This window comes from Micromonospora sp. NBC_00858, assembly GCF_045207365.1.
Taxonomy (GTDB): Bacteria; Actinomycetota; Actinomycetes; order Mycobacteriales; family Micromonosporaceae; genus Micromonospora.
In genome coordinates this window covers 7,516,214-7,542,798 of sequence record NZ_CP108828.1, presented here as the reverse complement: position 1 = coordinate 7,542,798, position 26,585 = coordinate 7,516,214, and the positions used below count along the sequence as shown (strand labels likewise).

The 26,585-nt window shown below is 71.4% G+C and carries 23 protein-coding genes; 3 read left to right on the top strand and 20 right to left on the bottom strand.

Going from position 1 to position 26,585, the window contains the following annotated elements; genetic code table 11:
• Nucleotides 1-3: 3 nt before the first annotated feature.
• The 12 genes from OG990_RS35180 to glyA all read right to left on the bottom strand — a co-directional run bounded on the left by OG990_RS35180 (nt 4) and on the right by glyA (nt 10,517).
• Entirely contained in the window at nt 4-285 is a 282-nt protein-coding gene (locus OG990_RS35180; RefSeq protein ID WP_386987163.1) for a F0F1 ATP synthase subunit epsilon, read from the bottom strand.
• Nucleotides 286-374: 89 nt separating this feature from the next.
• A complete protein-coding gene (locus tag OG990_RS35175) occupies nt 375-1,517 on the bottom strand; it encodes an LCP family protein (protein WP_406078440.1) in 1,143 nt (380 codons plus the stop codon).
• A gap of 221 nt (nt 1,518-1,738) precedes the next feature.
• Nucleotides 1,739-3,175 carry a F0F1 ATP synthase subunit beta gene (gene atpD, locus OG990_RS35170; RefSeq protein ID WP_328419834.1) on the bottom strand — a complete coding sequence of 479 codons (1,437 nt, stop codon included), beginning with the start codon at nt 3,173-3,175 and terminating at the stop codon, nt 1,739-1,741.
• Nucleotides 3,175-4,104: a F0F1 ATP synthase subunit gamma gene (locus OG990_RS35165; RefSeq protein WP_355608698.1), complete on the bottom strand. Its 930-nt coding sequence runs from the start codon at nt 4,102-4,104 to the stop codon at nt 3,175-3,177. Before OG990_RS35165 ends, atpD begins: the two co-directional genes overlap by 1 nt.
• Before the next feature lie 4 nt (nt 4,105-4,108).
• Nucleotides 4,109-5,761 carry a F0F1 ATP synthase subunit alpha gene (atpA, locus tag OG990_RS35160; protein ID WP_328419838.1) on the bottom strand — a complete coding sequence of 551 codons (1,653 nt, stop codon included), beginning with the start codon at nt 5,759-5,761 and terminating at the stop codon, nt 4,109-4,111.
• Nucleotides 5,762-5,878: 117 nt separating this feature from the next.
• A complete protein-coding gene (locus OG990_RS35155) occupies nt 5,879-6,700 on the bottom strand; it encodes a F0F1 ATP synthase subunit delta (RefSeq protein WP_328419840.1) in 822 nt (273 codons plus the stop codon).
• On the bottom strand, nt 6,700-7,239 hold the full coding sequence (locus tag OG990_RS35150; RefSeq protein ID WP_328419842.1) for a F0F1 ATP synthase subunit B: 540 nt from the start codon (nt 7,237-7,239) through the stop codon (nt 6,700-6,702). The genes OG990_RS35155 and OG990_RS35150 overlap by 1 nt, the downstream gene beginning before the upstream one ends.
• Before the next feature lie 26 nt (nt 7,240-7,265).
• Nucleotides 7,266-7,508, bottom strand: a complete 243-nt coding sequence (locus OG990_RS35145; protein WP_328419844.1) for a F0F1 ATP synthase subunit C — start codon at nt 7,506-7,508, stop codon at nt 7,266-7,268.
• A gap of 66 nt (nt 7,509-7,574) precedes the next feature.
• Nucleotides 7,575-8,372 carry a F0F1 ATP synthase subunit A gene (atpB, locus tag OG990_RS35140; RefSeq protein WP_328419846.1) on the bottom strand — a complete coding sequence of 266 codons (798 nt, stop codon included), beginning with the start codon at nt 8,370-8,372 and terminating at the stop codon, nt 7,575-7,577.
• 11 nt (nt 8,373-8,383) lie between these two features.
• Nucleotides 8,384-8,620 (bottom strand): AtpZ/AtpI family protein, encoded by a 237-nt coding sequence (locus OG990_RS35135; RefSeq protein WP_030488045.1) that lies wholly within the window; start codon nt 8,618-8,620, stop codon nt 8,384-8,386.
• Nucleotides 8,621-8,809: 189 nt separating this feature from the next.
• Nucleotides 8,810-9,235: a hypothetical protein gene (locus tag OG990_RS35130; RefSeq protein ID WP_355608691.1), complete on the bottom strand. Its 426-nt coding sequence runs from the start codon at nt 9,233-9,235 to the stop codon at nt 8,810-8,812.
• Nucleotides 9,228-10,517, bottom strand: a complete 1,290-nt coding sequence (gene glyA, locus OG990_RS35125; RefSeq protein ID WP_328419851.1) for a serine hydroxymethyltransferase — start codon at nt 10,515-10,517, stop codon at nt 9,228-9,230. Before glyA ends, OG990_RS35130 begins: the two co-directional genes overlap by 8 nt.
• 35 nt (nt 10,518-10,552) lie before the next feature.
• Here glyA and OG990_RS35120 point away from each other — a divergent pair, with 35 nt between their 5' ends.
• Nucleotides 10,553-12,016 carry an SDR family oxidoreductase gene (locus OG990_RS35120; protein WP_406078439.1) on the top strand — a complete coding sequence of 488 codons (1,464 nt, stop codon included), beginning with the start codon at nt 10,553-10,555 and terminating at the stop codon, nt 12,014-12,016.
• Here the strand turns inward: OG990_RS35120 and OG990_RS35115 are convergent.
• The 4 genes from OG990_RS35115 to prmC all read right to left on the bottom strand — a co-directional run bounded on the left by OG990_RS35115 (nt 12,013) and on the right by prmC (nt 16,440).
• Entirely contained in the window at nt 12,013-14,127 is a 2,115-nt protein-coding gene (locus OG990_RS35115; protein ID WP_406078438.1) for a transglycosylase domain-containing protein, read from the bottom strand. The genes OG990_RS35120 and OG990_RS35115 overlap by 4 nt on opposite strands.
• Before the next feature lie 106 nt (nt 14,128-14,233).
• Nucleotides 14,234-14,845, bottom strand: coding sequence for a phosphotyrosine protein phosphatase (locus OG990_RS35110; RefSeq protein ID WP_355608681.1), 612 nt, complete (start codon nt 14,843-14,845; stop codon nt 14,234-14,236).
• Nucleotides 14,846-15,493, bottom strand: a complete 648-nt coding sequence (locus OG990_RS35105; RefSeq protein WP_406081975.1) for an L-threonylcarbamoyladenylate synthase — start codon at nt 15,491-15,493, stop codon at nt 14,846-14,848.
• Nucleotides 15,493-16,440: a peptide chain release factor N(5)-glutamine methyltransferase gene (gene prmC, locus OG990_RS35100; protein ID WP_406078437.1), complete on the bottom strand. Its 948-nt coding sequence runs from the start codon at nt 16,438-16,440 to the stop codon at nt 15,493-15,495. The genes OG990_RS35105 and prmC overlap by 1 nt, the downstream gene beginning before the upstream one ends.
• Before the next feature lie 72 nt (nt 16,441-16,512).
• Between prmC and OG990_RS35095 the strand changes: the two genes are divergently transcribed.
• The gene (locus OG990_RS35095; RefSeq protein ID WP_328419861.1) at nt 16,513-18,060 is read left to right on the top strand and encodes a GGDEF domain-containing protein; all 1,548 of its coding nucleotides are present in this window, start codon (nt 16,513-16,515) and stop codon (nt 18,058-18,060) included.
• A gap of 45 nt (nt 18,061-18,105) precedes the next feature.
• On the opposite strand, the gene prfA is transcribed toward OG990_RS35095, so the two are convergent.
• Nucleotides 18,106-19,194 carry a peptide chain release factor 1 gene (gene prfA, locus OG990_RS35090; RefSeq protein WP_406078436.1) on the bottom strand — a complete coding sequence of 363 codons (1,089 nt, stop codon included), beginning with the start codon at nt 19,192-19,194 and terminating at the stop codon, nt 18,106-18,108.
• A gap of 133 nt (nt 19,195-19,327) precedes the next feature.
• Complete coding sequence (gene rpmE / locus OG990_RS35085; RefSeq protein ID WP_007464546.1) at nt 19,328-19,552, bottom strand: 50S ribosomal protein L31; 225 nt, start codon at nt 19,550-19,552, stop codon at nt 19,328-19,330.
• Nucleotides 19,553-19,827: 275 nt separating this feature from the next.
• On the opposite strand from rpmE, the gene OG990_RS35080 reads away from it, so the two are divergent.
• Entirely contained in the window at nt 19,828-20,724 is an 897-nt protein-coding gene (locus OG990_RS35080) for an AAA family ATPase (protein ID WP_386987186.1), read from the top strand.
• A 52-nt stretch (nt 20,725-20,776) separates the two neighbouring features.
• On the opposite strand, the gene OG990_RS35075 is transcribed toward OG990_RS35080, so the two are convergent.
• A complete protein-coding gene (locus tag OG990_RS35075) occupies nt 20,777-24,193 on the bottom strand; it encodes a phosphodiester glycosidase family protein (RefSeq protein ID WP_406078435.1) in 3,417 nt (1,138 codons plus the stop codon).
• A gap of 154 nt (nt 24,194-24,347) precedes the next feature.
• A complete protein-coding gene (rho, locus tag OG990_RS35070; protein WP_406078434.1) occupies nt 24,348-26,441 on the bottom strand; it encodes a transcription termination factor Rho in 2,094 nt (697 codons plus the stop codon).
• Nucleotides 26,442-26,585 lie beyond the last annotated feature (144 nt).

Genomic DNA, 26,585 nt, shown 5'->3' with positions numbered 1-26,585 from the left:
GGCTCAGTGACTCTGCGCGGAGACCGGGGTCGCGCTCTCGGCCAGGACGATGACACCGTCGGCGCTCACCGAGAGGAAGCCGCCGGCCACCTCGTAGGAGACCTGCTCACCACCGGCAAGCTTGATGCGTACCTGGCCGGGCTCGGCGAGCTGGCCGAGCAGCGGCGCGTGCCCCGGCAGCACGCCGAGCTCACCCTCGGTCGTCCGGGCGACGACCATCTCGGCCTCACCGGACCAGACTTTCTCCTCGACGGCGACGAGCTCGACGTGAAGCTGCTGTGCCACGCTGTCTCCTTGCTGCGGCGACGGATTGCCGAAAGTCTAGTCGGGTGGCTGACGCGCACCCAAGGCGGGTGGGGAGAGCTGCGCCACGGCTACTTGGTCTTGTTCTGGAACTCCGGGTGCTCCAGCAGGAACGGGTCCAGTTGTTCATTGTGCAGGGCGGTGAAGAAGTCCGGTACGCCTGCCTGGAACTGCTCACCCTTGTATTTCGACCCGTCGTAGACCGGACCACCGGGCAGCTTGATCATCTGGATGGTGTTCGGCCGGATGTCCTTCAGGGCGAGCCCGAAGTCGACCACGCTGTTGCCCCGACCGTTGAAGATCAGCGACTGGCCGGCGGCGCGGAGCACCTTGTCCAGCTTGAGCGGGTTGGCCACCACGTCGGCGCTGAACGCCTGCCCGACCATCGCCTTGACGAACTGTTGCTGGTGGCGCTGCCGGCCATAGTCGGCGTCCGGGACACCGTTCTTCGGGTAGCGCTGCCGGACGTAGTCCAGGGCCTGCCACCCGCTCAGGTGGTGGTTGCCCTTCTTGTAGACCGCCTGCGGGCCGACGTAGCCCTCGCCGCGCGTGTTGCCGGGCCGCGGCGTGCCGTCCGGCTGCTTGTGCTCGGACCTCACTTCGCGCTCGACGTACATGTCGACGCCGCCCATCGCGTCGACGATCTTCTGGAAGCCGGTGAAGTTGATGATCGCGCCGCCGTCGAAGCGCTTGATGCCGGTCACCGTCTGCACCGTGGTGGCCAGCAACTCGAAGCCGCGCGCCGCGTCGGGTTTCCCGCCGGGCACCCGGCTGCCGAACGACATGGCCGCGTTGATCTTGTCCGTGGTGCCGTTGAAGTCCGACTTGCGGAACGGCGGGATGTCGACGTAGAGGTCGCGAGGCAGCGAGAAGAGGTACGCCCGGTCCATCGTTGCCGGCACGTGCAGCACCATGATCGAGTCGGCCAGTGGCAACGCCGTCGCATTACGTGGGTCGATACCGACCAGCAGGATGTTGAGCGGGCCCTTGATCTCGGACTTCTTCGCCTGGGCCCCGGCCGCCTGGTCGCCGAAGAGGTCGGCCTTGCCGACCGCGCCCTCGTAGCGGGCCATCAGCACCTCGGTGCCGACCAGCACCGCCCCGCTGAGCATGGTCAGCACGGTGCCGAACACCGTGCAGATCCTGGCCCAGCGCGGCACACCCCGCCAGATGGACGACTTGCGGCCACTCTTGCTGGCCTTACCCACGAGCATCTCCGTTCGTTACGCCCACGAGAAGGAGACGGGCGCACGTCGCCGAAAGGTTGCAAAGATCAACGCTCGTTCAGGTGAACGTGCGGAAGAACCGTATCTCGGGTGGCGCGCAACCGACGACCGCGAGAAACGGACTGCGGCGATGGTAAGGCCTGAAGATGAACAAAAGACTGCCCCGGCATTGCCGGGGCAGTCTTTTGGGTCAGCTCTGGTCGGAGCTGTCAGTCCTTCATCAGTTCCTCGGCCTTGCGCTCCAGGTCCTCAAGACCGCCGCACATGAAGAACGCCTGCTCGGGGAAGTGGTCGTACTCCCCCTCGCTGATCTTGCGGAACGCCTCGATGGTCTCCTTGATCGGGACCGTCGAGCCCGGCACGCCGGTGAACTGCTCCGCAGCGTAGGTGTTCTGCGACAGGAAGCGCTCGATCCGCCGCGCGCGCTGCACGGTGATCTTGTCTTCCTCGGAGAGCTCCTCGATGCCGAGGATGGCGATGATGTCCTGCAGGTCGCGGTAGCGCTGCAGGATCCGCTTGACCTCGGTGGCGACCTGGAAGTGCTCGGCGCCGACGAACTCCGGGGCGAGGATCCGGGACGAGGACGCCAGCGGGTCCACGGCCGGGTAGATGCCCTTGTCGGAGATCGACCGCTCCAGGTTGGTGGTCGCGTCCAGGTGGGCGAACGTGGTGGCCGGGGCGGGGTCGGTGTAGTCGTCCGCCGGCACGTAGATCGCCTGCATGGAGGTGATGGCCTGGCCCCGGACGGAGGTGATCCGCTCCTGGAGCTCGCCCATCTCGTCGGCCAGGGTCGGCTGGTAACCCACCGCGCTCGGCATCCGGCCGAGCAGGGTGGAGACCTCCGAACCCGCCTGGGTGAAGCGGAAGATGTTGTCGATGAAGAGCAGCACCTCCTGCTTCTTCACGTCACGGAAGTACTCGGCCATGGTCAGCGCGGAGAGCGCCACCCGCAGCCGGGTGCCCGGCGGCTCGTCCATCTGGCCGTAGACCAGCGCGGTCTTGTCGATAACGCCGGACTCGGTCATCTCGGCGATGAGGTCGTTGCCCTCACGGGTGCGCTCACCCACGCCAGCGAAGACCGAGGTACCACCGAAGTTACGGGCCACTCGGGTGATCATCTCCTGGATGAGCACCGTCTTGCCCACACCCGCGCCGCCGAACAGGCCGATCTTGCCGCCCTTGACGTACGGGGCGAGCAGGTCGATGACCTTGATGCCGGTCTCCAGCATCTCGGTCTTCGGCTCCAGGTCGGCGAAGGCCGGGGCCTTGCGGTGGATGCCCCACCGGTCGTCGGCCTGGATGGTCTCGCCCTCGGTGAGGTTGAGGCACTCGCCGATCGCGTTGAACACGTGCCCCTTCACCGCGTCGCCCACCGGCACGGTGATCGGCTCGCCGCGGTCACGCACCACCGCGCCGCGGACGAGGCCGTCCGTCGGCTGCATCGAGATGGCGCGGACCAGGTTGTCACCCAGGTGCTGGGCGACCTCCAGGGTCAGCGTCTTCTCACCGCCGGACAGGTGCACGTCCACGTTCAGGGCGTTGAACAGGGCCGGCATGGCGTCGCGCGGGAACTCGGCGTCGACGACCGGGCCGATGACCCGGACCACGCGACCCGTGGCCGTCTTGGTCTCTACTGGTGCAGTCATCACACTTCACTTCCCGACGCGGCCAGCGCGTTGGCGCCGCCGACGATCTCGCTGATCTCCTGGGTGATCCCGGCCTGCCGGGCCGAGTTCATCTCACGCGTGTACTTGTCGATCATTTCTTCGGCGTTGTCGGTGGCGCTCTTCATCGCCCGCCGCCGTGCCGCCGACTCACTCGCCGCCGACTCGATCAACGCCGCGTAGATCCGCGTGTTGATGTACCTCGGCAGGAGCGCGTCGAGCAGCGCCTCCGCCTCCGGCTCGAACTCGTACGCCGGCAGCAGCCCCTCGGAGCGCGGCCGGTCCTCGACCTGCATCGGCCCGATGACCTTGGTGACCGGGGTCTGCGTCATCAGCGACTGGAACTCGGTGTAGACGATGTGCAACTCGTCGACGCCGAGCACCCCGTCCGCACCGGCGCTGCCGTCGACGTCGTCCGCACCGGCCGTGAACGCCTTGATCAGCGTCTCACCGACCGTACGGGCGTCCTCGAACGACGGCTGCTCGCTGAACCCGGTCCAGTTCGCCTCCATCGGCCGACCGCGGAACCGGTAGAACCCGACGCCCTTACGCCCGATGACGTAGAGCACCGGCTCCTTGCCGTCCTCCCGGAGCCGCGCGATCAGTGACTCCGCCTTCCTGATCGCGTTGGAGCTGTAGCCGCCGGCCAGGCCACGGTCGCTGGTGACCAGCAGGACGCCCGCCCGCTGCACCCGCTCGCGCGGGGTCAGCAGCGGGTGGTCGATCCGCGCGTTGGACGCCAGCGCCGTGAGCACCCCGGTGATGGCCTGGGCGTACGGCAGGGACGCCTGCACCCGGGCCTGGGCCTTGGCGATCCGGCTCGTCGCCACGAGCTCCATCGCCTTGGTGATCTTCTTCATCGACTTCGCCGAGCGGATTCGTTGACGAAGAACGCGTACCTGGGCCGCCACGGGATCAGCTCTCGGCCGGGCGGTCGGTCGTGCCGTCGCGGAAGCGGGTCACCGTCTCGCGGTTCTCCTCGCCCTCCAGCGGCGCGGCCGGCGCGTCGTTGATCCGACGCTCGTCGGCCTTGCCGAGGAAGACCTGCTTGAACTCGCTGATCGCGGTGTCCAGGGAGCCGATGATCTCATCGTTCCACTGGTTGTCGGCGATCCCGGCCAGCACACCCGCGTGCTTGTGCCGCAGGTACTGGAGGAACTCCGACTCGAAGCGCCGGACCTCACCCACCGGGATGTCGTCCAGCTTGCCCTCGACGCCGGCCCAGACCGAGACGACCTGCTCCTGCACCGGGTACGGCGAGTAGTTCGGCTGCTTGAGCAGCTCGACCAGCCGCGAACCGCGGTCCAGCTGGGCCCGGGAGGCCCGGTCCAGGTCGGAGGCGAAGGCGGCGAACGCCTCCAGCTCGCGGTACTGGGCCAGGTTGAGCCGCAGCGAACCGGCGACCTTCTTCATCGGCTTCACCTGCGCGGCGCCACCGACCCGGGAGACCGAGGTGCCGACGTTGATCGCCGGACGGACGCCCTGGTTGAACAGGTCGGTCTCCAGGAAGATCTGGCCGTCGGTGATCGAGATGACGTTGGTCGGGATGAAGGCCGAGATGTCGTTGGCCTTCGTCTCGATGATCGGCAGACCGGTCATCGAGCCGCCACCCAGCTCGTCGGAGAGCTTCGCGCAGCGCTCCAGCAGGCGGGAGTGCAGGTAGAAGACGTCACCCGGGTACGCCTCACGGCCCGGCGGGCGACGCAGCAGCAGCGACACGGCCCGGTACGCCTCGGCCTGCTTGCTCAGGTCGTCGAAGACGATCAGGACGTGCTTGCCGCCGTACATCCAGTGCTGCCCGATGGACGAGCCGGTGTACGGGGCGAGGTACTTGAAGCCGGCCGGGTCGGAGGCCGGGGAGGCGACGATGGTGGTGTACTCCATCGCGCCCGCCTCCTCCAACTGGCCCTTGATCGAGGCGATCGTGGAGGCCTTCTGGCCGATGGCGACGTAGATGCAGCGAACCTGCTTCTTCGGGTCGCCGGTGCGCCAGTTGTCCCGCTGGTTGAGGATGGCGTCCAGGGCGACCGTGGTCTTGCCGGTCTTCCGGTCACCGATGATCAGCTGCCGCTGACCCCGACCGATCGGGGTCATCGCGTCGATGGCCTTGATGCCGGTCTGCAGCGGCTCGTCAACGGACTGCCGGGCCATCACGTTCGGAGCCTGCAGCTCCAGCTCGCGGAAGCCCTCGTTGGGGATGTCACCGAGCCCGTCGATCGGCTGGGCGAGCGCGTTGACCACGCGGCCGAGGAAGGCGTCGCCGACCGGGACGGAGAGGACCCGTTCGGTGCGCTTGACGCGCTGCCCCTCCTCCAGCTTGGCGGAGTCACCGAGAACGACGACACCGATCTCCCGGACGTCGAGGTTCAACGCCACGCCGAGCGTGCCGTCCTCGAACTCCAGGAGCTCGTTGGTCATGGTCGAGGGCAGGCCCTCGACGTGGGCGATTCCGTCGCCGGTGTCGGCGACGGTGCCGACCTCCTCGCGGGAGACGTCGGACGAGTAGGAGGAGACGTAGCGCTCCAGGGCGCCGCGGATCTCCTCCGTCGAGATGGTCAGCTCGGCCATCCTCTGCTTCCTTAAAATTCAGGGGCCCGGGATACCTAGTACCGACCGGTCCGAATGGCGTCTGTCAATCCGGGCGCTGCGCGGCGGAGCCGCCCCAACGTTGGGCGGCGGAGCTGCTCAGCGCTTCGCGAGCGCGTTGCGGGTCTCGTTGAGCCGACGCAGGATGGTGCCGTCGTACAGGTCGGAGCCGACCCGCACGCTCATGCCACCCAGGACGTCGGGGTCCACCGTCTGCCTGACGGAGACCTCTCGACCGTATATCGCGGTGAGGCTCGCACCCAGCCGCCGCTCGTCCTCGTCACTCAACGGGGCCGCGACGGTCACGTACGCCACCTGCCGGTCGCGTCGCTCGGCGGCGAGCTCGACCAGCCGGGTGAGCGCCCCGATGAAGGAGCGTCCGCCGAACCCGCCCAGCGCCACCTCGACGAGGCGGACGGTCACCGGACGAGCCTTGTCGGCGAGCAGCTCGCGAGCCAGGGAGGCCCGCTGCTCGACCGGGGCGACCGGGTCGGCCAGCGCGTTGCTCAGCGCCGACTGACCCGCCACGACCTGGCCGAAGCGGAACAGCTCGTCCTCGACCTCGCCGAGGTCGCCGGCCTTGTCGGCGCTGGCCAGCAGCGCCTCCACGCCCAGCCGCTCGGCGCCGTCGAGCAACTCCGACGGTGCCGACCAACGGCCGGAGACCAGCGACACGAGCAGGTCGAGCGCGTCGACGCCGATCCGGCCGCCCAGCATGTCACCGAGCAGAGCGCCGCGGTCCTCGCCGGAACGGGCCGGCTCGGACAGCGCCCGGCGCAGCCGCGGCTCACGCCGCAGCAGGGTGGCGACGGAGAGGACGGCGTCAGCGGTGGAGGCCACCGCCGACGGCTCCGCGCCGCGGACGTACGCGTCGAGGCTCTCGGCCGCGATCTTGTACGACTCCCGGCTGGCGGCCTGCATCAGCGGGCCCCCGTGCTCTCAAGACCGCTCAGGAACCGGTCGACGGTGCCCTTGCGCCGCGCCTCGTCGGCCAGCGACTCGCCGACGATCTTGCTGGCCAGGTCCACCGCGATGGTGCCGACCTCGGTGCGCAGCTCACGCACGATGGTGGCCCGCTCGGCGGCGAGCTGATCCTTGCCGGCCGCGATGATCCGGTCGGATTCCTCCCGCGCCTTGGCGAGAACGTCCTGCCGGATCCCCTCGGCGTCGGCCCGGGCGTCGTCGCGGATCTTGGCGGCGTCGGTCCGGGCTTCGGCGAGCTGGGCACGGTACTGCTCGAGCAGCTGGTTCGCCTCGGCCTGGGCGGCCTCGGCGCGCTTGATGCCACCCTCGATCGCGTCGACCCGAGCCTGGAACGTCTGCTCCATGCGGGGGAAGACGAACTTCATCAGCACGAAGCAGAGCACAGCGAAGGCGACCGTACCGACCACGATCTCCTGCCAGAGCGGGATGATCGGGTTGTGGGTCGACTCACCACCCTCAGCGGCGAGGAAATACATGGTTACCTCCCAGTCGAGGGGCGGAATCAGCTAGCAGTGCCGGCCCAGATGAAGCCGAAGGCGATGCCCAGCAGCGCGAGCGCCTCGATGACGGCGAAGCCGATCCAGACGTACGGCAGGGTCATCCGGGACGACTCCGGCTGGCGGGCGGTCGACTGGATGTAGGCGGCGAAGACCAGGCCAACGCCGATGCCCGGGCCGATGGCGGCGAGGCCGTAGCCGATGGCAGCGGTGCTACCGGTGACCTCGGCGAGAACGCTAGCGTCCATTGGTGTGGTTCCTCCTGGGTATCACGCGTGACTCTCACGCGGGACGACAACGGATGGTGCGGTGGATCAGTGCTCTTCGGCGAGCGCGCCCTGCACGTAGCTGGCGGTGAGGACGGTGAAGACGTAGGCCTGCAGGCAGATCACCAGGAACTCAAGGAAGGTGAGCGCGATGGTCATCACCCAGGAGAGCACCGAGACCGGAGCCAGCCAGGCGTTGGCGCTCAGCATGGCGAAGCCGCCGAGCGTGAAGACCAGCAGGAGCATGTGGCCGGCGAACATGTTCGCGAAAAGACGAACCGCGAGCGAGAACGGCCGGACGAGGAAGGTCGAGAAGAACTCGATCGGGATCAGCAGCGGCAGGATGTACCAGGGTGCCGGCGGGATCAGGGAGTTCCGCACGTACTTCTTGAAGCCGTGGTGCTTGATGCCGATGTAGTTGAACAGCACGTAGCTGATCACCGCGAGGATCGCCGGGAAGGCGATGTGCGAGTTCGGCGAGATCTGGAAGAACGGGATGATCGCGAACGCGTTCGTCAGCAGCACGAAGCAGAACAGCGACGTGAAGTACGGCGCGAACCGCACCCCCGCGTGCCCGATCATGTCGACCGCGATGTTGTTCCGTACGAAGCCGTAGATCGACTCGGCGAACCACTGCTTCTTGGTCGGCACCAGTTGCGGGTTCCGGTAGCTCGCCAGGAAGAAGATGATCAGGACGCCGACCGCGATCCAGACCATCGCCGTGATCTTGGTGAACCAGTATGAGTCGTGCGCACCCCAGGGCAGGATGCTGGGCAGGTAAAAGTCCTCCACACTGGGTGGGAATGCCGCCTGGCCCGCTGCCAGAACGTTCGCCTGTCCGAACACCGCGTCCCTTCCTAAGTAGGCGTGCCGAGCCGGCGGACGACGAGGATGATTCCCCCGGCCATGCCGAGCACGACGCCGATCCCGGTGGCGACGCCGCCGGTGTCGAGCCACTGGTCAACCAGCCAGCCGATGAAACCCCACACGAGCATGCCTCCGATGAGGTAGCTGAGCGCGGTCCAACCCTGACCGGCGCCGGACGGAATGTCGTCCGGTTCGCCGGCGGGACGGGGGGTTTGGTCACCAGCCATGACGGGGCGAACGATATCAGCCGGGAAGACGAGGCTGTGCCTCACCCCCCGCACAACCGTCGTTGTGTGGGCATCTCGGGGGCGCCGTCGTCTGTGGGCACGCTACTCCCCTTCCGCCCATGAGAGAATGACCGATGGCCGACAGCTTGTCGCGCGTCCGATGGATGGGACGAGCGGCCGATTGCCAGGTCAGCTACGCGATCGTCGGGCGTGCACGGTGGTCAACCACCAGATGTGCACCGCCGTCCACACTGCCACGCCGGCGACGATGCCGAGGCAGAGCGGGACCAACCCGGGCCAGCCCGTCGACGCCACCGCCACCATCACCACACCCAGCAGGGTGAACTTCAGCGCGTACAGGCCCAGCCCGAGCGGCAGCATCAGCTGTGGGTTGATCCGGTCCGCCCAGGCCAGCACCACGGTGGTGAGGGTGTAGCTGAAGACCGTGACACCGACACCGGCCGCCGCGCCGAACGCGGCCGTCATGCCGCCGGTCACCCCGCCGATCACCGCGGCGACCGCGGCCAGCGCCACTGACGCGGTCAGGAGCACCGGCAGGTGCCGCAGCCGCCAGCGCCGGTCGGCGTCGGGCTCGACCACCCCGGGCTCAGCCACGGGGGTACGCCGGGAACGCGGCAACCAACTCGGCCACCTCGGCACCGATCCGGGCCAGCTCGTCCGCGCCGCCCGGGACGCCGGGATCGGCGCGTACCGCCCGGGCGATCAGGCCGGCGACCTGTCGCAGCTCCCCCTCCCGCATGCCCTGGGTGGTGACGGCGGGCGTGCCCACCCGGATGCCGGAGGCGACCATCGGCGGCTGCGGGTCGTACGGGATCGCGTTTTTGTTCAGGGTGATCGACGCGGCATCGCAGCGACTCTCGGCCTCGGCGCCGGTGACCCCCACCTCGCGCAGGTCGATCAGGGCGAGGTGGGTGTCGGTGCCGCCGGACACCGGGCGCATCCCCTCGGCGGCCAGCCCGGCGGCGAGCGCCTGGGCGTTGCGGACCACCTGACCGGCGTACGTCTGGAACTCGGGCTGGGCGGCCTCACGCAGCGCGACCGCCTTGGCCGCGACCGCGTGCATCAACGGGCCGCCCTGGGTGAACGGGAAGACCGCCTTGTCGATCCGCTGGGCCAGCGACTCCCGGCAGAGGATCATGCCCCCGCGTGGGCCGCGCAGCACCTTGTGGGTGGTGGCGCAGACGACGTCGGCGTACGGCACCGGGGACGGGATCGCCCGCCCGGCGACCAGGCCGATGAAGTGCGCCGCGTCCACCATCAGGTACGCACCGACCTCGTCGGCGATCTCCCGGAACCGGGCGAAGTCGATCAGCCGGGAGTAGGCGGTGGCGCCGCAAATGATCATCTTGGGCCGGTGCGTCAGGGCCAGGTCCCGTACCTCGTCGTAGTCGATCAGCTCGGTGTCCCGCCGGACGGTGTACCCGACCGTGGCGAACCACTTGCCGGAGAAGTTCACCCGACTGCCGTGCGTCAGGTGCCCGCCGTGCGGCAGGTCCATCGCCAGCACCGTGTCCCCCGGCTGCACCAACGCGGCGTACGCGGCCAGGTTGGCGCTAGCCCCGGAGTGCGGCTGGAGGTTGGCGTGCTCGGCGCCGAAGAGCTCCTTCGCCCGGGCGATGCCGATCTCCTCGGCCCGGTCGACCTCGGCGCAGCCACCGTAGTAGCGCCGACCCGGGTAGCCCTCGGCGTACTTGTTGGTCAGCGTCGAACCGAGCGCGGCCAGCACCGCTGGCGAGGTCAGGTTCTCGCTCGCGATCAGCTGCAGGCCGCTGCGCAGCCGGTCCAACTCGCCGAGGACCACCCCGGCGATCTCCGGGTCGGTGGCCCTGAGCTGCGCGAAATCCGGCCCCCAGAAGGTGCTCGTCTCGGTGTCCACAGCGAAGGAGTCTAGGGGGCCGCACACTGGGAACCGTGAGATGCCTGGTCACCGGAGCCACGGGATACATCGGCGGGCGGCTGACGCCGCTGCTGCTCGCCGACGGACACACCGTGCGCTGCCTGGCGCGGAAGGCCGTGCGGCTGCGTGACGTGCCCTGGGCGTCGGCGGCCGAGATCGTCGAGGGGGACCTGAGCCGGCCGGAGACGCTGCCCGCCGTGTTCGCCGACGTGGACGTCGCCTACTTCCTGGTGCACTCGCTGGGCCGGGCCGACTTCGAGGCGACCGACCGCACGGCGGCGACCAACTTCGCGGCGGCGGCCCGCGAGGCCGGCGTACGCCGGATCATCTACCTGGGCGGCCCGGAGCCGGCGTCGCACGAGGAGGTGCCCTCCCCGCACCTGCGGTCCCGGGCCGAGGTGGGCCGGATCCTGCTGTCCAGCGGAGTGCCCACGGCGGTGCTCCGAGCCGCGGTGATCATCGGCTCCGGCTCGGCGTCGTTCGAGATGCTGCGCTACCTGACCGAGCGACTGCCCGCCATGGTCACCCCACGCTGGGTGAGCAACCGGATCCAGCCGATCGCGGTCCGCGACGTGCTGCGCTACCTGGCCGGCTGCACCGCGCTGCCAGCGGAGGTCAACCGGGGCTTCGACATCGGCGGGCCCGACGTGCTCACCTTCGGCGACATGATGCAGCGCTACGCCTCGGTGGCCGGGCTGCGCCGGCGGGTCATCGTGCCGGTCCGCCTGCTCACCCCGTCGCTCTCGTCGCACTGGGTCGGCCTGATCACCCCGGTGCCGAACGCCATCGCCCGCCCGCTGGTGGACAGCCTGGTCCAAGAGGCGGTCACGCACGAACACGACATCGCCCGGTACGTGCCCGACCCGCCGGGCGGCCTGATCGGCTTCGACCAGGCCGTCGCGCTGGCGCTGGCCAAGGTGCGCGACGCCCAGGTGGAGACCCGTTGGTCGACCGCGAGCGGCCCGGACGCGCCCGCCGAGCCGCTGCCCAGCGACCCGGCCTGGTCCGGCGGCACCGCCTACACCGACGTCCGGGAACAGGCGGTGAACGCGCCACCGGAGGCGCTCTGGCGGGTCATCGAGGGCGTCGGCGGCGAGCACGGCTGGTACTCGTTTCCGCTCGCCTGGTCGATTCGCGGCTGGCTGGACCGGCTGATCGGCGGGGTCGGGCTGCGTCGCGGCCGGCGCGACCCGCACCGCCTGCAGGTCGGCGAGGCGCTGGACTTCTGGCGGGTCGAGGAGATCATCCCGGGCGAGTTGCTGCGGCTGCGCGCCGAGATGCGGCTGCCCGGCCGGGCCTGGCTGGAGATGCGGGTACTGCCGACCGACGACGGACGCAGCCGCTACCACCAGCGCGCCGTCTTTCTGCCGCGTGGGTTGGCCGGGCACACCTACTGGGGGTCGGTGGCCCCGTTCCACGCCGTGGTCTTCGGCGGAATGGCCCGCAACATCGCCCGCAACGCCGAACACCTGGGTTAGTTGCCGGTTCGGGGTTCGGTGACCTGGAAGGCGGCCCGTTCGCTCGGCGGGACGAAGTCCCGCACCGGCTGGCCGCGCAGGCCGATGGCGAGCACCTCGCCGACGGCATCCACCATCTGGGCCTGCACCGCCTGACCGACGGCGTCGCGTGGGTTGTCCGGGTTGGCAGCCATCGAGGCGACCGCGAGCTGCGGGGTGAACGCCACCACCGTCTCCACCTCGTACCGATCCGAGCTGCCGGTCTTGCCCGCCACCGGACGGCCGAGCTTGGCCCGGAAGTCGCCCGCGGTGGCGCCGTCGCAACGTCCGTACATCGACTGGTCGCCGACCGGGCAGCGAGCCGCGTCGGTGGCCGCCCGGGCCACGTCGGTGTCGATCACCTGCCGGCAGTCCGGCTTGGCGGCGTCGACCGGCCGGCCGGCCGAGTCGGTGATCGAGACCACCGGCAGCGGCGCGCACCAGGTCCCCTCGGCCGCCACCGTGGCGTACGCCGTGGCCAGGTCGAGTGGGGTGGTCGCGGCCACGCCCAGGGTGAACGGGCCCCAGTTCTTCGCCCCGTACCGGGCCAGCCGGGCATCGGAGTCGGCGCGCAGCACGATGCCGAGCCGCTCGGCCATCTCCACCACCCGGTCGGCGCCCACCTGCGCGGTGAGCCAGGCGAAGTAGGTGTTCACCGAGCGCCCGAACGCGGTCCACATGGTGCGCCGGCCGTCCATCACCGAGGGGCTGGAGTTCTCCGGGCACCAGCGGCCGTCGCAGCTCGCCTCACCGGTCGCCGCGTAGCGGGTGACCAGCCGGCTCGGCGCGTCGAAGTCGGTCGACAGCGGCAGGCCGGACTCCAGCGCGGCCAGCATGGTGAAGAGCTTGAACGTCGACCCACCCTGGTACCCCTCGATCGCCCCGCCGCCGGCCACCAGCTGGTTCACCGTGTTCGGGTGGTTCTTCTGCCCGACCGGGTTGTCCGCCACGCCGTAGCTGCGATTCACCGACATCGCCAGCACCCGGCCCGTGCCGGGCTGCACCACGGCGGTCGGCATGGCCCGGGCATTGGTCGGCTTGTAGATTTTCAGCACCTGCTCGGTGGTGGCCCGCTGGATCCCCGGGTCCAGCGAGGAGACGATGGAGAATCCGCCCCGGCGCAGCGTGCGCTGCCGCTCGTCGGCGCTCGACCCGAACGCCGACTGGCTGCTCCACCATTTGGTGAACCAGTCGCAGAAGAAGCCCCAGTCGTTGTGCCCGTTGGGCACCGCGGTGCAGTCGTTCGGGGTCTCGCTGGGCCGCAGCTCCAGCGCCTCGGCCCGGGCCGCCGCCGCCGCGTCCGCCGACACCTGGCTCGACTCCACCAGTTGGTCCAGCACGTACCCCCGTCGCTGCAGCGCACTGTCGGCGTCGCCGTTGATCGGGTCGTCGCTGTCCGGCGACCGGACCAGACCGGCCAGCATCGCGGCCTGGGCCAGGGTCAGCTCGGCCGGGGACCGCGAGAAGTAGCGCTTGCTGGCTGCCGCGATGCCGTACGCCCCGGCGCCGAAGTAGGCGATGTTGAGGTAGCGGGCGAGGATCTCCTCCTTGTTCAGCTCCCGCTCCAGCGCCAGCGCGTACCGCATCTCCTGGACCTTGCGGGCGGTGGTGACCTCGGTGGCCGCGTCGCGCTGCCGCTCGGTCAGCCGCGGGTCGCTGCGGAGCACGTTGCGGACGTACTGCATGGTCAGCGTGGAGGCGCCCTGCCGGGTATGGCCGTCACGCTTGTTCACCGTGAACGCGCGCACCACGCCTCGCAGGTCCACCCCGCTGTGCTGGTAGAACCGGACGTCCTCGGCGGCCACGATCGCCTGGCGCATCACCGGGGCGACCTCGTGCAGCGGCACGTCCACCCGGTCCTCCTGGTAGAAGGAGGTGATCAGGGTGGTGCCGTCGTTGGCGTAGAGGTTGGAGCGCTGGGCGGTGGGCGGAGTGCGCAGCGTGTTCGGCAGCTCCGAGTAGGGCGTGGAGAGGGCGCTGAAGCCGATCCCGAAGACCAGGGCTGCGGGCAGGGCGGCCGCTGCCAGCACCAGCCCGGCCAGCACACCGGCAATCAACACGGTCAGCAGTTTGTCGAGTCGGGCCCGGATCATCAGCTCTCCCCGCAGGAGCCGGTCACGCTAGGACCCGTTCAGAATGACCCGGAACGCCCCTTTCGCCCCGGGTTTTCCCCAAACCCGGAGGAAATTCGCACGACGCTCAGGGCAGCAGCGCGCCGGCCAGCGGGTGGACCGTCTCCTCGATCTCGTCGGCAACCCGGCTGAAGCACTGGTCGCCACGACCCCACGGGTCGTCCAGATCATCGGTGGGCAGCGACGAGGCGCCCAACCGGGCGCTGTGGGCCGCCGCCACCAGGGCCATGCCCCGGGCGTACACCGCCTCCGGGGTCGCCTCGGCCGGCGGCAACGCGGCGGCGTCCACCGCGGCCAGCAGCCGACCGAACTCACCCAGCACGAACGTGCGGGCCGCCGCGTCCGGACGCAGCGCCACCACGTACTCCTGCTGATCGGCGGTCGCGGTCAGGACCAGGTCGGCGGCGTCGATGTGGTCCGAGCGCAGCTTGCGCGCGGCGAACCCCTCGACGTCCCCACCCCGGCCGGTCACCTGCCGCGCCGCCGGCGGGTTCATCTCCTCGCCGGCGTGCCAGCCGCCGGTGCCCGCGCTGTGGCTGTGCAGCAGCTCCTCGGCCCGGGCCGGGTCCTGCTCGCGCCGGGCCAACCGCTCCCGCACCGCGAGGGCCAGCAACCGCTCCGCCATCGGCGAGCGGCAGATGTTGCCCATGCAGACGTGCAGAACGGTGAAGGGGGGCACTCAGACCCCCTGGCCGTCAATGAGGTCCGGCACCACGTCGCGCAGCTTCTCCAGCGGGATCGCACCGGCCCGCAGCAACTGCGGCACCTCGCCGGTCAGGTCCACGATCGTGCTCGGCACCGGGTCCGAGCAGGGCCCGGCCTCCAGGTACGCACGCACCGAGTAGCCGAGCTGGTCGCGGGCCTCCTCGGCGGTGACCGCGGCGGGCTGGCCGGTCTTGTTGGCCGAGGAGACCGCCATCGGGCCGGTCTCCCGCAGCACCTCCAGCGCCACCGGGTGCAGCGGCATCCGCACCGCCACCGTGCCCGACTTGTCGCCGAGGTCCCACTGCAGGCTCGGCGAGTGCTCGACCACGATCGTCAGCGCACCCGGCCAGAACGCCTCCACCAGGTCTCGCGCTGCGCTGGGCAGCGAGAAGACCAACCCGTCCAGGGTGTGCCGCGAGCCGATCAGGACCGGCGGCGGCATCTGCCGGCCCCGGCCCTTCGCGTCCAGCAGCGCCTTGACCGCGTACGGGGTGAACGCGTCCGCGCCGATGCCGTAGACAGTGTCCGTTGGCAGGACGACCAGCTCGCCGTTCTTGACCGCCTCGATGGCCGCAGCGATGCCGCGGTCCCGATCGGCGGGCGATCGGCAGTCGTAGAGCATCACGAGGAGTCAGTCTGCCACGCCGGGCCGGCGGTGGCGTGCTGGCCGTCCGCCCGTCGGGACGCGGTCGCGTACCGGGGGCGGCCGGTGAGGTCCAGATGCTCCGTGACGTCGGCGAACCGGCCGTCCGCGGCGAGCAGCCCGGGCACGGCCGCGCCGTGCGTGTCGTCGTGCTCGACCGCGAACCCGCCGCCGGGACGCAGCAGCGCCGCCGCCCTGGTGATCACCGGCCGGATCACCGCGAGACCATCCGCGCCGCCGAAGACCGCCTCCGCCGGGTCATGCCCGGCCACCTCCGGAGGCACGACCACGTCGGCCGGTACGTACGGCGGGTTGCAGAGCAGCACGTCCACCCGGCCGACCAGGTCGGCCAGCAGGTCCGGTGCGGTGACGTCGGCCTCGACCACCTCGATCGGGCGGTCCCCCGCCGCGGCCCGCTCCGCCGCGTTGCGGCGCAGCCAGCTCAGCGCCGCCGGGGACCGCTCCACCGCGACCACCCGCGCCCCCGGCAGCTCCTGGGCTACCGCCAGTGCGATCGCGCCGGAGCCGCTGCACAGGTCCACCACCAGCGGGTCCGGCAGACCCCGGGCCTGCTCGACGCCCCAACCGGCCAGCAGCTCGGTCTCCGGCCGGGGCACGAAGACGCCCGGGCCGACCACCAGCTCCAGGTGCCGAAAGCCGGCGAGACCGGTCAGATGCTGCAACGGCTCCCGGGTGGCGCGGCGGCGCACCAGCTCGTCGAGCCGGTCCGCCTGGTCGTCGGTCAGGTCATCGGCGAGGGCCAGCCGGCCCCGGGGCACCCCCAGCACGTACGCCGCCAACAGCTCGGCCTCCGCGCGGGCCGGACCCACCCCGGCGGCGGCGAGCACCCGGGCCGCCCGGGCCGCCGCGGCGGACGGACGGAGCCGGCCTGTCCCTTCGGGGGGGTGTTGCGGCAGAGTGGTCACGTCATAATCATGAAGCGTCGCGGGGGACGCCATGAACGGGTGCGACCATGCGCACACGACGGGAGGTTGCGAGTGGGCTGGCTCGACCGGGTCGATGACCAGGTTGACGCCCTCACGCGCGCTCGGGCGTTGCAGGAGGCCAGTCGCTCCGCGGAGGCGTACGCCCTGCTGGAGCGGGTGATCCGCAGCACCACGGACCCGGCGGCGCGAGCGGACGCCCTGGTGCAGCGCCTCTCCGCGTTGATCAATCTTGGTCGGACGGCGGAGTTCACCCGGGCCATCGAGGAGGCCTCGGCGGCCGTCCGCGACCTCGCCGAGCCCTACCTGCACGGCCACCTCAACGCGCTGGCCGCGCTCGCCGCACACCACCAGGGAGCACTGGACCGCTGCGTCACCCACCTGGTCAAGGCCGCCCGGGCGCTGGGCGCCGTGGAGGACCCGGACCGGGACACCGCCTGGGGCTGGCACGACCTCGCCATGGCCTACAGCTATCTCAGCTTCCACGGGTACGCCCTGGGTGCGATCGAACGTGCCCGGCAGCTCGGGCTGACCTCCGGGATCCCGGAGGAGACGTTCGCCGCGCCGGGGATCCGGCTGCGCAACGCCGTGGCACTGGACCACAACGGCGACAGCGACGGCTGCCTGCGGGTCCTCCGGGACGTGGCCGCCGACCTGGCCCGGTTCGTCCGCACCGGGCGGGCCGGCCGGCTGCGCCCGAGCAGCCTCGCCGCGTACGGGTACGCGGCGGCCCGACAGGCCGCGCTCGGCGACCGGGTGGAGTCCGCCCCGGACACCGAGCCGTCCCGGCTGCTCGGCCACGGCGGGGACAGCGCCCGGGCCCGCGACATGCGGCAGCTCGGGCTGGTCTGCCTGGCCGTGGCCGACGGACGGCCGATCGAGGCGGTCACCCGGCTGGACACCATCCGGGTGTCCACCGAAACGCTGGGCGCCGCCGAGCCGGCCCGGCTGCGCAGCATCGCGCTGACCCGTGCCGGGGACCACCTGGCGGCGCACCGGGCCGACCGGCTGGCGTTCCGGCTCGCCGCACAGCGCAACGACCGGCTGCGCGACGTCTACATCGACGGCATCGCCGCCCGGATCGACCACGAGGAGATGCGCCGGGAGGCGGCACGGTTCGAGGGCGAAGCCCTGACCGACCCGCTCACCGGGCTGCCCAACCGGCGACGGTTGGAGCGGTACATCACCGCCGTGGTCACCCGCGGCGAGCGGGTGGTGATCGGCGTCTGCGACCTGGACGGCTTCAAGGCGGTCAACACCCGGCACGGGCACCACTCGGGCGACCTGGTGCTCCAACGCATCGCCGGGGTGATCAACCGGGTGATGCGCCGGGGTGACTTCGTGGCCCGCTACGGTGGTGACGAGTTCGTGGTGGTGCTGCCCGACACCGGCATGGCCGAGGCCTCCGAGGTAGCCCGCAGGATCGAAGCGGCGGTCAGCGCGGAGGACTGGGAGTCGCTGGTGCCCGGCACCCCGGTCGGGGTGAGCATCGGCTTCGCCGAGGTCTCCGGCGGCGGCGGGCTGCGCGACGCGCTCAGCGTCGCCTTCGAACAGGCCGACCGGGAGATGCTGCGCGCGAAGTCCCGTCCACGCGCGAGCTGACCGCCGGCTGTTCGGCCGTCGCCGGAGGGCGCCGGTGGCGATCCGTCAGCGGCGGGTCAGCTCGGTGTCGCCGGCCAACCGGGCGGCGCGGTCGGCTTCGCTCAGGGCGTCCAGCACCCCGTCCAGATCCCCGGCGAGCGCCAGGTCCAGGTTGTACGCGGTGTAGCCGATCCGGTGGTCGGTGATCCGGTTCTGCGGGAAGTTGTAGGTCCGGATCCGCTCCGAGCGGTCCACCGTGCGCACCTGCGCCTTGCGGGCGTCCGAGGCGGCGGCGTCGGCCTGCTCCTGGGCGGCGGCGAGCAGCCGGGCCCGCATGATCCGCATCGCCTGCTCCCGGTTCTGCAGCTGGGACTTCTCGTTCTGGCAGGAGACGACGATGCCGGTCGGCAGGTGGGTGATCCGCACCGCCGAGTCGGTGGTGTTGACCGACTGGCCACCCGGGCCGGACGAGCGGAACACGTCGATGCGCAGGTCGTTCTGGTCGATGGTGACGTCGACGTCCTCGGCCTCCGGCAGCACCAGCACCCCGGCGGCGGAAGTGTGGATCCGGCCCTGCGACTCGGTGACCGGGACACGCTGCACGCGGTGCACGCCGCCCTCCCACTTGAGCCGCGACCAGACGCCGTTGCCGCCCTCCGGGACGCCCTTGGTCTTGATCGACAGCGAGACGTCCTTGACCCCGCCGAGGTCCGAGTCCTGTGCGTCGATCACCTCGGTGATCCAGCCGTGGCGCTCGGCGTACCGGGTGTACATCCGCAGCAGGTCGCCGGCGAAGAGCGCGGACTCCTCACCGCCCTCACCGGCCTTGATCTCGACGATCACGTCCTTGGCGTCGTGCGCGTCACGCGGAATGAGCAGCTCGGCGAGGCGCTCCTCCAGGGCCGGCAGGGACGCCGCGATCGCCTCGGTCTCGGCGGCGAAGGAGGGGTCCTCGGCGGCCAGCTCGCGGGCTGCGGCCAGGTCGGCACGCGCCTGCTCCAGCTCGCCGGCAGCCTTGCGCAACGGCACCAGCTCGGCGTACCGACGGCCGACCCGACGCGCGGTGGCCTGGTCGGCGTGGATGGCCGGATCGGCCAACCGCTTCTCCAGCTCCGCGTACTCGTCGAGGAGACCGGCCAGACGCTCGCTGCTCATGCTGCGGGTGCTCCTTCAGGGGTTGCGGCGCCGGCCGGGCCGGCCGGAGGGCCGGGGCGCCAGGCGAAACAGGGCGGAATGCGGACGGCGCCCGCGTCCGGTGGAAAACCGGACGCGGGCGCCGAACGAGAAGTTACTTGGCCTTCTTGGCCTGAACCTTGGCGTACTTCTGCTGGAACTTCGCGACCCGGCCGGCGGTGTCGAGAACGCGCTGCTTACCGGTGTAGAACGGGTGGCAGGCGCTGCAGGTCTCGACGTGGATCGCCCCGCCCTTGGCGGTGCTGCGGGTCGTGAACGTGTTGCCACAGGAGCAGCTGACCTCGGTGGTCACGTACTCCGGGTGGATGTTTGCCTTCATCTTGCCTCGGTCCTCTCGTTGGTGGTCGCCGGGTCGCCGTCACCGCCCGTCGCGCCGTGCACGACGGGCTCGGGCGTGAACCGGAACCGGTGGCCGATTGACCAGTGTGCCATGGGCCTGAGCCGACCCGGCAATCGGGCCGCACACCTCGTCCGGCATCGTCAACACGTGCCTCCCCGTCCGCATTCCCGCCGCTCGGCCGGGCATTCACCCGCCCGGCGGGCCGCGGTCGAGTGCCCCGCCGGGGGTACGCCCGCCGAGCCGAAGAGGAGCCGATGAGCCGCCTGATCGCCACCCGGGGCCTGCCTGCGTCCGGCAAGACGACCTTTGCCCGGACCCTTCAGCCGTCCGTGGTCCGGGTCAACCGCGACGACCTGCGCCGGATGCTGCACGGCGAGCGGCTCTTCACCCAGTGGGCGGAGGCGCAGGTGACCGTCGTCCAGCGAGCCCAGGTCGAGGCGCTGCTGCGGGCCCGGGCGGACGTCTGCGTGGACGACACCAACCTGCGCTCGCGGTCGCTGCGGGACTGGGCCGAGCTGGCCGCCCGGTACGGCGCGGAGTTCGAGGTGCACGACTTCACCGACGTGCCGTTGGCCGAGTGCCTGCGCCGGGACGCCGCCCGCCCGGAGGCCGACCGGGTCGGTGCGGACGTGATCTCCCGGCTGCACGAGCGGTACCTGGCGGGGCGGACGCTGCCGTTGCCGGTGCCGCAAGCCCGCACCGGACGACCCGCCAGCGTCCACCCGCCGTCGACCGAGCCGCCGGAGATCGTGCTCGTGGACATCGACGGCACCGTCGCGCTGGCCGTCTCCCGAAGCCCGTACGACATGACCCGGGTTGGCGAGGACCAGCCGAACCTGGCGGTGATCGCGGCGGTCCGGGCGATGCACGCCGCCGGGTACGGGGTGGTCTTCTGCTCCGGGCGGGACGCCTCGGCCCGGGCGGCCACCGAGGCGTGGCTGGCCCGGCACGTCCGGGTCCCCTACCTCGGCCTGCACCTGCGTGCCGTCGGCGACTCGCGCAAGGACGCGATCGTCAAACGGGAGATCTACGACCGGGAGATCCGGGACCGGTACCGGGTGGTCGGTGTCTTCGACGACCGCGTCCAGGTGGTGCAGATGTGGCGGGCCCTCGGTCTCACCGTCTTCCAGGTGGCCGACGGCGACTTCTGACCCGGGCGCCGCCCCGCCCCGTGCGGCTCGACGGGGCGGGGCGGCGGCGGGGTCAGGCCGCGGGCGCGGCGGCCCGGGCGGTGAGGGTGATCGCGGTTTCGGCGCGGACGCCGTTGACGGTGACCGCCAGAACCACCGACCCGGTGCGCAGCGCCGTGAGGGTGCCGCTCGCCGGGTCGAAGCGGGCGATGTGCCACGGGCGTACCCCGGCCGCCGAGCCGATGTGCACGCCCGGCGAGGCCGACCAGTCCGCACTGACCGGTGCGGCCACCGGAACGGTCCGGCCGCCGGGCTGGGTCAGCGTGGCGGTGACCGGTGCCGGGGTGCCGACCGCGACGCTGGCCGGTGCGGTCAGCGCGAGCTGGTCCACGTGCGCGTGGAACTCCACGTCCACCCAGCGGGGTCCTTCGGCGCGCGGGTCGCGCCGGGCCCGGTCCGCCTCGGCCGGGGTGACCGGGTCCACGCCGAACTCCGTCCAGCCGGTGAAGCCGCCCTGGTCCGCCGGGGTGGACGGCGTCTTGCCCGCGTTGCCGTTGATCACGTACGGCACCCCGTCCACCCGCTCGGCGTGGAAGGTGCCGACGTGGCCGCCGACGAAGAGCGCGCCCTTGCCGGTGCGGTGCTGGAAGTCGGCCAGCCACTGCTCCAGCAGCGCCGCCTCCTTGCGGTCGCCGAGCTGGCTGGCCTGCGCCGGGCTGGGGTCGCGCGGCGGGTGGTGGTGCAGCACGACGACCGAGCCGACACGCTTGTCGGTGGCCGCCGCGTCCAGCGTCTCGCGCAGCATCCGGACCTGGTCGAAGCCACCGCCCCGCAGCGTCCCGGTGGACGAGTTCAGCGTGACGAACCGGGTGCCGGCGTGGTCGAAGACCCGCGAGGTGGCGCCGAACGCCGCCTGGAAGTTGCTGATCGGGGCGCCCATGATCTCGTGGTTGCCGGGCACGTAGTACCAGGGCAGCGCGTCACCCAACTCCTCGTCGAGGATGCGCTTGGCCAGCGTGAAGTCGGCCGGGTAGGCGGTGTCGACGAAGTCACCGTTGATCAGCAGGAAGTCCGGCCGGGCCGCCTTCACCTCGCGCAGCGTCCGGCGGGCCTGGGCGACCAGGTCGCTGTCCGGGTTCGCGGCGACGAACTGGGCGTCGGAGAGCACGGCGAACCGCCAGCGTGCGCCGTCCACGGTGCCGTCTCGGATCACCACCCGGTCGGTACGCGGCGCCTCCACCGGCACGTCGACCGAGGGCGGCACCTTCGCCACCAGGTCGTCGATGATCACCTCGCTGCGGTACTGCGCGGTGGCGATGGTCTCGGCCACGTAGAACCGGCGCACCCGGACCGGGTACTGCACGCCGGCAGGGACCGCGAACTCCACGTACCGCCAACCGGTCCAGGTGATCAGCGGGCCGCGCAGCACGTGCTGGGTGTCCTGGGCGTCGTGCAGGTGCAGGCTGGGCCACTCCCCGGTGCCGTTGCCGTGGATCCACATGCCGAACGCCTGCGGCTGGCCAGGCACCTCGATCCAGGCCGGCGGGTCGGCGTACGCGGCCCGGGTGCCGGTGGACTGGCTAAAGTCGTACGTCATCCGCAGGCCGGTGCCGGTGTGGCCGGGCGCCGGCGCGACCGATCCGCTGGCCCGGGCCTGGCTGAACCGCCAGGACGCGGCGTCGTCGAAATCGGCCACCGGCACGTCGGTCAACCCGACGGTGACCGGCACGACGGTGCTGTTCCGTCCGACGTGGACGGTGATCAGGCCGGAGCCGGTGTCCCGCAGCGCGGTGACGGCGAGGTTTCCGTCCTCGGTGGGGGTGACCCGCAGCAGGTCCCGGTCGTAGTCGAGGGTCAGGTCGGCCGGCTCGATCGGCGCGGTGTTGCCCTCGGCGTCGTAGCCGACCACCCCGACCACGGCGTTGCCGTCCCGGCCGGTGAGCCCGACCCGCTCCACGGTGAGGCCGATCCGTTCCAGCGAGCCGAGCACGGTGAGGCCCAGTGAGCCGGTGGCCCGGCCGCGCGCGGCGGTGACCGTGCTGGTCCCCGACGCGCCGGCGTGGAACACACCGTGCTGGTCGACGCGGCCGCGCGCCGCCGGGGTGGCCCGCCAGGTCGGCGTGCCGGCCGCCGGGCCGTACGTCTCGTCGTAGCCGGCCGCGGTGAGGGTGCGGGTCAGACCGGGAAAGACCCGGTCCGGCCGGCCACCGCGCACCGGTGAGACGCCCGGGGCCGCGGTGGGGTCGCTGGCGGTCTCCACCCAGTAGCCGGTGAGCCGGCCGCTGCCCTTCGGCGCGTAGATGGCCAGGCCGTTGGGCACGGGTCGCTCGCTGCCGTCGGAGGGGCTGTTCTCCACCTGCACGGCGGGCGCGCCCGGCTCTCGGGCCAGCAACGTGGACGATCCGCCGCCGTCCAGGTTGAGCGCGTGGTGGGCGCCCAGCTCGGCCATCATCCGACCCATCTCGGTCTGAGTCACACCACGGCTGTCGACCTGCCGGCCATCCACCGTCAACATGATCATCTTACGACCGTCGGCGGTGAAGCCGACCGCGGTGCGCGGGGCCAGCGCAGGGTCGGCGATGCTCTGCACGACGCCGTCGCGGACCAGGACGTTGCCGCCGCCGACCGCCGCGTGCAGGGAGCTGCCGTCGGACGACTTCGGCTGCCAGGCCACCGTCACAGGGTCACCGGGGCGGAGCCCGGCCAGCGCGTCCGCGCCGGCGTCGCGGCCGAGCAGCACGGTGCTGCCGGCGACGATCGGGCCGCTGCCGGCCGCGCCGGCCACCGCGGCCACCCGGCCGCCGGCCACGGTGACCTCGACGACCCGGGCCGCGCCAGCGACCGCCCGCTCCCGGGAGTACGTCCCCCAGAGCTCGGTGAACGCGCCGATGCCGTTGGCCTGCACGATGTTGTTGAACTGGGTCAGCGGCACCGGCCCGCTGGGCAGGGTGGCGGTGCCGTCGAAGTTCACCTCGATCACGCGGCCGAGCCCGTCGGCGGTGACCGCCACCGCGTTGCGGTGACCGCTGACCGCTGACTGGATCAGCTCGCCGTCACGGATGCCGACGCCCTGGGCGGCCCCGGAGTTGTTGATGTCGAAGAAGTCGCCGTTGACCGCGGCGACCGCGCGCGAGCCGTCCACCGCGGTGCGCAGCGGCTCGGCCCGGCTGACCGCTCCGGAGTTGACGTAGTCGACAGTGGCGCCGCCGGTGAGATCGGTGGTGAGCGCGTCGGCACGCAGCCAGCCATCGGCGTCGTACCGGTCGAAGGAGGTGAGCTGCACGCCCGGCGCGACCGGCCGGGTGGCCTTCGTGGTCTCCAGACCGCCGGCCGGCTCCAGGCTGGCGGCGGCGGTCGGGGCGGCGATCGGGGCGGAGATGGCGGTCGGGGCCGGCGGGGCGGCGGTCGCCGGCACCGGAACGGCCAGGGTGAGCAGCGGTGTCAGCAGCAGGACGCCGGTGCGACGGGCGGAACGTCTGCGGGTACGCATGGACGACAGTCAACCCGATGGTGAATAGAAGTTTCAAGATGTACCGACTGAACCGAAGGAAAACTCCACCCCTCGCCACCGGGCGGGGTGGACACGACGAAGGGGCACGGCCGGGTTGGCCGTGCCCCTTCGTCGTGTTGTCAACCGGGGATGGTTACTCCCCCGGCGTCGACTTCGCGATCTGCATCAGGAACTCGATGTTGGTGCGGGACTGCTTGAGCCGGTCCAGCAGCAGGTCCAGCGCCGCCTGCGAGTCCAGCGAGTGCAGCACCTTGCGGAGCTTGTGGATGATGGCCAGCTCCTCCGGCGCGAGCAGGACCTCTTCCTTACGCGTACCGGACGGGTTGATGTCGATGGCCGGGAAGGTTCGCTTGTCGGCGATCTTCCGGTCCAGCTTCAGCTCCGCGTTACCGGTGCCCTTGAACTCCTCGAAGATGACCGTGTCCGCCATGGACCCGGTCTCCACCAGCGCGGTGGCGAGGATGGTCAGCGACCCGCCGTTCTCGATGTTGCGGGCCGCGCCGAGGAAGCGCTTCGGCGGGTAGAGCGCGGTGGAGTCGATACCACCCGACATGATCCGGCCGCTGGCCGGCGCCGCCAGGTTGTACGACCGACCGAGCCGGGTCACCGAGTCCAGCAGCACGACCACGTCGTGCCCCAGCTCGACCAGGCGCTTCGCCCGCTCGATCGCCAGCTCAGCGACAGTGGTGTGGTCCTGCGGCGGCCGGTCGAACGTGGCCGCGATGACCTCGCCCTTCACCGAACGCTGCATGTCGGTGACCTCTTCGGGCCGCTCGTCCACCAGCACCACCATCAGGTGGCACTCCGGGTTGTTGCGGGTGATCGCGTTCGCGATCGCCTGCAGCACCATCGTCTTACCCGCCTTCGGCGGCGACACGATGAGCGCCCGCTGGCCCTTGCCGATCGGCATGACCAGGTCGATGACCCGGGTGGTCAGGATGTGCGGCTCGGTCTCCAACCGCAGGCGCTCCTGCGGGTACAGCGGCGTGAGCTTGTAGAACTCCGGCCGGCGCCGCGCCTCCTCCGGCTCCATGCCGTTGATGGTGTCCAGCCGCATCAGCGGGTTGTACTTGTCCCGCCGCTGGTCGCCACTGTTGCCGCCCTCGCGGGCCGCACGCACCGCACCGGTGATCGCGTCACCGCGGCGCAGGCCGTACTTCTTGATCTGGGACATCGAGACGTACACGTCGTTCGGGCCGGCCAGGTAACCGGTCGTCCGCACGAAGGCGTAGTTGTCGAGCACGTCGATGATGCCGGCCACCGGGACGAGCACGTCGTCCTCGCCGACCTGCGGCTCGCGCCCACCGGTGTCGGCACCGGTCTCGGTGCGCTCGCCACGGCCGCGGCGACGGTCCCGGAAGCGGCTGCGCCGGCCACGCCGGCCGCCGCCCTCGCCGTCATCGTCGTCGTTGTCGCGCTCGGCGCGCTGGCCACGGTCGTTGCGGTCGCCCCGGTCGTTGCGCTCGGGACGGTCACCACGCTCGTTGCGCTCGGCACGCTCGCCTCGCTCGGCACGGTCACCACGCTCGTTGCGCTCGGCACGCTCGCCCCGGTCGTTGCGCTCGCCCCGCTCGGCACGCTCGCCCCGCTCGGCACGCTCGCCCCGCTCGGGACGCTCTACCCGGTCGTTGCGCTCGCCCCGGTCGGCACGCTCTGCCCGCTCCGGACGCTCGGCACGCTCTGCGCGCTCCGGACGCTCGGCGCGCTCGGCGCGCTCCGGACGCTCGGCGCGCTCCGGACGCTCGGCCCGGTCCCGGCGGTTCTCACCCCGGTCGGTCCGCTCGCCGGCCTCCGCCTCGTCGGTGCGTGCCTCAGTGGGACGCGCCTCCGCCGCGGTGGTCCGGCTCCGCCGGGTGCGACCCCGGCCCTCGGTCTCGGCGGCCGGCTCGGCCAGCGCCTGGTCGGTGCTGCGTCCCTCGGCCGCCGGACGGTCCACGGTCTCCCGCACCTCCTCACGAGCCGGAGCGGCCGCAGCCGCGACCTCAGCCCGCGGTCGAGGGGTCCCGGCGGCGTTGCCGCCCTGCCGCTCGGAGATCGCGGCGATCAGCTCGCCTTTGCGCATGCGAGCCGTGCCGGAGATGCCGAGCGACGCGGCCAGGCTCTGCAGCTCTGGCAGCAGCATCGCCGACAGACCGGTGCCGCTACGCCGCCGACGGGCGGGAGCGGCGGTGGTGGCATCGCCAGCGACGTTGGAAACATCCGACGTCACGTCGGTGGTGTCGCTCAATGGATTCCTTCCCTCGATAAAGGCCGGGACTGCCCGGAGTCAGAACTCAGGTGGCCGGGCGGCCTCGGTGCACCCGCCTCGCAAGGACGCGTCGCGGGAGTCTGTGACACAGCAGCCGGTCGGTATCCCGACTCACCAAAGGTC

What these genes read in the sequence shown, in the direction of transcription:
- OG990_RS35175 (WP_406078440.1), bottom strand. Translation starts at nt 1,517, where the DNA reads ATGCTCGTGGGTAAGGCCAGCAAGAGTGGCCGCAAGTCGTCCATCTGG.
- atpD (WP_328419834.1), bottom strand. Translation starts at nt 3,175, where the DNA reads ATGACTGCACCAGTAGAGACCAAGACGGCCACGGGTCGCGTGGTCCGG.
- atpA (WP_328419838.1), bottom strand. Translation starts at nt 5,761, where the DNA reads ATGGCCGAGCTGACCATCTCGACGGAGGAGATCCGCGGCGCCCTGGAG.
- OG990_RS35155 (WP_328419840.1), bottom strand. Translation starts at nt 6,700, where the DNA reads ATGCAGGCCGCCAGCCGGGAGTCGTACAAGATCGCGGCCGAGAGCCTC.
- OG990_RS35150 (WP_328419842.1), bottom strand. Translation starts at nt 7,239, where the DNA reads ATGTATTTCCTCGCCGCTGAGGGTGGTGAGTCGACCCACAACCCGATC.
- OG990_RS35145 (WP_328419844.1), bottom strand. Translation starts at nt 7,508, where the DNA reads ATGGACGCTAGCGTTCTCGCCGAGGTCACCGGTAGCACCGCTGCCATC.
- OG990_RS35135 (WP_030488045.1), bottom strand. Translation starts at nt 8,620, where the DNA reads ATGGCTGGTGACCAAACCCCCCGTCCCGCCGGCGAACCGGACGACATT.
- OG990_RS35115 (WP_406078438.1), bottom strand. Translation starts at nt 14,127, where the DNA reads ATGATCCGGGCCCGACTCGACAAACTGCTGACCGTGTTGATTGCCGGT.
- OG990_RS35105 (WP_406081975.1), bottom strand. Translation starts at nt 15,493, where the DNA reads ATGCTCTACGACTGCCGATCGCCCGCCGATCGGGACCGCGGCATCGCT.
- prfA (WP_406078436.1), bottom strand. Translation starts at nt 19,194, where the DNA reads ATGAGCAGCGAGCGTCTGGCCGGTCTCCTCGACGAGTACGCGGAGCTG.
- rpmE (WP_007464546.1), bottom strand. Translation starts at nt 19,552, where the DNA reads ATGAAGGCAAACATCCACCCGGAGTACGTGACCACCGAGGTCAGCTGC.
- OG990_RS35080 (WP_386987186.1), top strand. Translation starts at nt 19,828, where the DNA reads ATGAGCCGCCTGATCGCCACCCGGGGCCTGCCTGCGTCCGGCAAGACG.
- OG990_RS35075 (WP_406078435.1), bottom strand. Translation starts at nt 24,193, where the DNA reads ATGCGTACCCGCAGACGTTCCGCCCGTCGCACCGGCGTCCTGCTGCTG.